General features: G+C 71.4%; 1 protein-coding gene. It reads right to left on the reverse strand.

What is annotated here, in order from left to right:
- Nucleotides 1-4 precede the first annotated feature (4 nt).
- Nucleotides 5-6,140: hypothetical protein (locus tag AAHM41_RS06470; protein ID WP_342235701.1), on the reverse strand; the 6,136-nt coding region annotated here is incomplete at its 5' end.

The following is a 6,140-nucleotide window of genomic DNA, read 5'->3' on the forward strand; positions in this document are numbered from 1 at the left end:
GCCCTCAGTTGAAGGTGAAGGAGACGCCGATGCCGCCACCCCAGTCGTCGCCGCTGGTGACGGCCCGGGCGTTCAAGCGGACCCGGCCGGACTCGGCGGTGTAGCCGAGGCCGAGGGCCAAGGCCCCCTGCTCGTGCCACATGCCGCCGCCCATCGCGGCGCTGATCTTGCCCGGACGGGGATCGAACTGCAGCGACGATGCCGCGATGCCGATCGCCGCCCCCTGCCAGGCCTCGCGCCGCGCCTGCTTGATCTTGCCGTTGAGCGAGTCGAAGGCGCCGTTCAGCTGGTCGACATTGACCGCATCCGTGCCGGCCACGCCCGGCGCGACATTGCCGATGGTGACCGGCGCGCCCTTGTCCCCGCCCTGCAGCGTGATCCGGTTGGTGAGGTTGCCGGAGCCGTCGGTGTCGTACTTCACCGACAGGCTCGACAGGGCCTGCAGCTGGCTCACATTGGCCGCATCGGTCGGGGCCGAGCCGGCGGCGACGTTGGTGACGCGGCGCTCCGCCCCGGAGGTTCCAACCGAGACCTCGCCGGTCGCCACCCCGGCGGTGGTGGCCCCCACCACCGGCGTGTAGGCCGCGTCGGAGAGGTTGGCCAGGGTCTTGGAGCCTGCGCCCAGGGCCAGCGAGTTGGCCTTGGTCGCCTGCGCCCCGGCGCCGATCGCGATCGCGTTGTTGGCGGACGCGCTGGCGCCGTTGCCCATCGAGATCGCGTTGGTGGCGCTGGCGGTCGAGGCCGGGCCGATGGCGGTGCTGTTGGTGCCGGTCGGGGAGGAGTCGGCCAGGGTCGAGTTGGTGTGGAAGTACTTGATGCCGCCGCCGCCGATCACCGCGTTGTCGACCACGGTCGCCAGCGCGAACATCTGCGAGCCGTTGATCGCGTCGGTCGAGGTCGCCGTGATCCGCCCCGCCGCCACGTTGGTGATGGTGCGCTCGGCGCCGACATCGCCCACGCTGACCGTGCTGGTCGGGTTGGCCCCGGCGAAGTTGTCGAGCGTGAAGTTGTTGAACGAGGCGCTGGAGGTTCCGACCGCAGCCGCGGTCTTCGAGCCCGCGCCCAAGGCCACGTCGCCGGCATTCGCGCCCGCCGTGGCACCGTGGCCCATCGCCACACTGTCCTGGGTCGAGGCCACGGCCGTCGGCCCGACCGCCACGCTGTCGGTCCCTGTCGCCTGGCTGTCCGCCAGGGTCGAGTTGGCGTGGAAGTACTTGATGCCGCCGCCGTTGTTGATGTTGGTCAGGCTGTTGTTCACGGCCCCGACAGCGTCGTAGATGGTCGAGTAGTTGTTGCCCTGGACCACGAAGGTCGGTCCGGTGATGGTGCCGTTCTCATTCACCTTCGAGCCGCCGCCGAGCACGTTGGTGATGCTCTGCGCCGTGCCGAAGAGCTGCGAGCCGTTGATGGCGTCGGTCGAGTTTTTCGACACCACGCCTACGTCCATATTGTGCAGCTTGACCGGCCCGGAGCCTTTGCCGACCAGGGTCAGGTCGAAGGTCGGCTTGCCGCCGTTCGGTTTCGTCGGCTCACTAGGGTCGCTGTACTGCACCGGCCCGATGCCGCCGTTGCCGATCTGGATGCCCAGGATGTTGACCGCCGAGTTAGTGGCGAAGAGCTGGCTGCCGTTCACCGCGTCGGTCGAGGTGGCCGAGAGGCGGCCCGCGGCGACGTTGGTGATGGTCCGCTCCGCCCCCGGCGCGCCGACGCTGACCGTGCTGGTCGGGGTCGTCCCGGCGAAGCTGTAGGCCTTGCCGGCGATCGTGGCGCCCGCGGTGGCCACCACCGCCGCGGTCGACGAGCCGGCGCCGAGGGCGACGTCGCCCGCATTCGCGCCGGCCGCGGCACCATGGCCGATGGCGATGCCGTCCTGCACCGAGGCCACGGCCGTCGGCCCGACCGCGACGCTGTCCGTGCCCATCGCCTGGCTGTCGGCCAGGGTCGAGGTGGCGTGGAAGTACTTGATGCCGCCGCCGTTGTTGATGTTGGTCAGCTCGTTGTTGATGGTGGTCAGGCTGCCGTCCACCGCATCGAAGGCGTCGGTGACCGTGGTGTAGTTGTTGCCCTGCACATTGTAGGTCGGGCCGGTGATGGTGCCGTCCGGATTGACCGTCGAGTCGCCGCCGAGATGGGTGACGATGCTCTGGGCGACGCCATGGAGCTGCGAGCCGTTGATGCCCTCGGTCGAGGTCGAGGACACCTCGCCCGGCGCCAGGCCGGTGATCTTGGTGTTCGCCATCTCGAGCCCGGCGGCGTCGAACACCTGGCCGCTGGTCAAGGTCAGGCTGTCCGCGGTCAGGGCCGGCGTCGTGGCCACCGTGATGTCGGTGCCGGTCCGGGTGACGGCGATGTTCTGGCCGTTCAGGAACTGCACCGTGCCGCCCGGCGCCACCTTGGTCGCCGCGTCGCCGTTCGCCTGCAGGTTCCAGCCGGCATTGGCGACGTCGCCGATCTCGTTGAGCTGGTTGACGTTGACCGCGTCGGTGCCGCCCACGCCCGGCGCCACATTGGTGATCGTCTTGCCGCCGGCATTGATCCCGGCGGTGGTGATGCTCGGCCCGCCGGTGATGGTCAGCCCGTCGGTGGTGATCGAGGTGCCGCCCACCGTCACCGAGTTGAAGCTCGGGTCGGCCACCACGCCGTAGGTGATGGTCGAGCCGGTGCGGCTGACCGTGGTGTTGCTGCCCGCCGCGAAGCTCGCGGTGCCCCCCGGCGCGATGTTCTGGCTGGTCGCCCCGCCATCCGCGCTGAGGTTCCAGCCGGCATTGGCTGTGGTCGCGATGCTGTCGACCGCCTGGTTGGTGGCGAAGAGCTGGGAGCCGTTCACCGCATCGGTCGAGGTGCTCGAAAGCCGCCCGGCCGCCACGTTGGTGATGGTGCGCTCGGCGCCTGGCGCGCCGACGCTGACCGTGCTGGTCGGCGCGGTGCCGGCGAAGTTGTAGGTCGTCCCGGCGATCGTCGTGCTGGCCGTGCCGACCGCCGCCGCGGTCACCGAGCCGGAGCCCAGCGCCACGTCGCCGGCGTTGCCGGCCGAAGCCGCGTCGCCGAAGGCGAGCGAGCCGGCGCCGAGCGCGCTGCTGGCGTTGCCGAGAGCGACCGAGCCCTGGCCCTGGGCATTGTTGGTGTTGCCGAGGGCGAGCGCGCCGGTGCCGTTGGCGGTGTTGTTGGCGCCCATGCCCACCGCGCCGGTGCCGGTGACGGTGTTCGGATCGCCGATGGCGACCGCGCCGTCGCCGCTGACCGTCTGGCCCTCGCCGATCGCCACCGCACCGGTGCCGCCCAGCACCTGAGAGTTGTGGCCGATCGCCACCGACCCCGGGCCGGCCGTGGCCGCCACCGAGGTGGTGTCGCCCAGCGACACGCTCAGGGCCGCCAGCGCCTGGGTGTCGTTGCCGACCGCCACCGACCGCACGCCGGCCGCATTCGCCCGCAGGCCCACCGCCGTGGAGGCCTCGATGGCATTGGCGCTGCGCCCGATCGCGACCGAAGCCCCCTGCGCATTCGCCAGGGTGCCTAGGGCTACGCTGTTGTTGCCCCCGGCGACATCGGCTGCGGCGCCGCGGCCGATGGCGATGTTGTCGCCATTGTTGACCGGATCGCTGGCCAAGCCCGCCGTCGCGCCGCTGCCGAGCGCGACGGAGGTCACGCCCAGGGCCTGCGCGTTGTGTCCGACCGCCGCCGACTCGCCGCCCGAAGCCGCGGCGCCGACACCGGCCGCCAGCGAGTTGGTGCCGGTGGCGCCCCGGTTGTCGTAGTTCGCGCCCTGGGTGCCGCCGTCGTTGACGCTGTAGTAGTGCGTCAGCTGGCCGTTCACATCCGTGATCTGGCTGGCGACGTTGTCGATCGCCTGGTTGGAGGCGAAGAGCTGGCTGCCGTTGACCGCATCGGTCGAGGTCGCCGAGAGCCGCCCCGCCGCGACATTGGTGATGGTGCGCTCGGCGCCGGCGCTGCCGACGCTGACCGTGCTGGCCGGCGAGGTGCCGGCGAAGTTGTAGGTGCCGCCGGCGATCGTCGCGCTGGCGGTGCCCACCGCAGCCGCGGTCACCGAGCCGGAACCCAGGGCCACGTCGCCGGCATTGCCGGCCGTGGCGTTGGCGCCGAGCGCCGTCGCGTCTGCCGCGGTGGCGCTGGCTGCGACGCCGGCCGCCAGCGAATTGGTGCCGGTGGCGCCGTCATTGTCGTAATTCGCGCCCGGCGTGCCGCCGTCATTGACGCTGTAGTAGTGCGTCAGCTTGCCGGTGATGGTCGTGACCTCGTTGGCGACGCTGTCCACCGCCGTGTTGGTGGCGAAGAGCTGGCTGCCATTCACCGCATCGGTGGAGTCACCCGCGATCCGGCCGGCCGCGACGTTGGTGATGGTGCGCTCGGCCCCCGGCGCGCCGACGCTGACCGTGCTGGTCGGCGCGGTGCCGGCGAAGTTGTAGGTGGTGCCGGCGATGGTGGTGCTGGTCGTGCCGACCACTGCCGCGGTGGTCGAGCCCGAGCCCAGCGCCACGTCGCCGACATTCGCCCCGGCGGTCGCGCCGTGGCCGACCGCCACGCCGTCCGTCACCGAGGCCACGGCCTCCGGCCCGGCGGCAGTGCTGTCCGTCCCCGTCGCCTGGCTGTCGGCCAGGGTCGAGGTGGCGTGGAAGTACTTGATGCCGCCGCCGTTGCTGATGTTCTCGACCTTGGTGTTCAGCGTGTCGACCGAGGTGTTGGTGGCGAAGAGCTGGCTGCCATTCACCGCGTCGGTCGAGTCGATCGCGATCCGGCCGGCCGCGACGTTGGTGATGGTCCGCTCCGCCCCCGGCGCGCCGACGCTGACCGTGCTGGTCGGCGTGGTGCCGGCGAAGTTGTAGGTCGTGCCGGCGACGGTGGTGCTGGCCGTGCCGACCACAGCCGCCGTCGTCGAGCCCGAGCCCAGCGCCACGTCGCCGACATTCGCCCCGGCGGTGGCACCGTGACCGACGGCGACGCCGTCCGTCACCGAGGCCACGGCCTCCGGACCGGCGGCGGTGCTGTCGGTGCCCGTCGCCTGGCTGTCCGCCAGGGTCGAGGTGGCGTGGAAGTACTTGATGCCGCCGCCGTTGTTGATGTTCTCGACCTTGGTGTTCAGCGTGTCGACCGAGGTGTTGGTGGCGAAGAGCTGGCTGCCGTTCACCGCGTCGGTGGAGTCGATGGCGATCCGCCCGGCCGCGACATTGGTGATGGTCCGCTCGGCCCCCGCCGCACCGACGCTGACCGTGCTGGCCGGCGCCGTGCCGGCGAAGTTGTAGGTCGTGCCGGCGATCGTCGTGCTCGGGGTGGCGACCGCAGCCGCGGTCGTGCTGCCGGAACCCAGCGCCACCGCGCCGGCATCGCCGGCCGTCGCACCGTTGCCCAGGGCGACCGCGTCCGCCGCCGTGGCGCTGGCTGCGACGCCGGCCGCCACCGCGTTGGTGCCGGTGGCGCCGTCATTGTCGTAGTTGGCGCCCGGCGTGCCGCCGTCGTTGACGCTGTAGTAGTGCGTCAGCTTGCCGGTGATGGTCGTGACCTCGTTGGCGACGCTGTCCACCGCCGTGTTGGTGGCGAAGAGCTGGCTGCCGTTGATGGCGTCGGTGGAGTCGCCCGCGATCCGGCCGGCCGCGACATTGGTGATGGTCCGCTCCGCCCCCGGCGCGCCGACGCTGACCGTGCTGGTCGGCGTGGTGCCGGCGAAGGTGTAGGCGGTGCCGGCGATGGTGGTGCTGGTCGTGCCGACCACAGCCGCCGTCGTCGAGCCCGAGCCGAGAGCCACGTCGCCGACGTTGGCGCCCGCGGTGGCACCGTGACCGACCGCGACGCCGTCCGTCACCGAGGCCACCGCCTCAGGGCCGGCAGCAGTGCTGTCGGTGCCCGTCGCCTGGCTGTCCGCCAGGGTCGAGGTGGCATGGAAGTACTTGATGCCGCCGTTGCTGATGTTGTCGACCTTGGTGTTCAGCGTGTCGACCGAGGTGTTGGTGGCGAAGAGCTGGCTGCCGTTCACCGCATCGGTGGAGTCGCCTGCGATCCGCCCCGCCGCGACATTGGTGATGGTCCGCTCCGCCCCTGCCGCACCGACGCTGACCGTGCTGGCCGGCGCCGTGCCGGCGAAGTTGTAGGTCGTCCCGGCGATGGTGGTGCTGGCCGTGCCGACCGCA

It is taken from the genome of Inquilinus sp. OTU3971 (genome assembly GCF_038440215.1).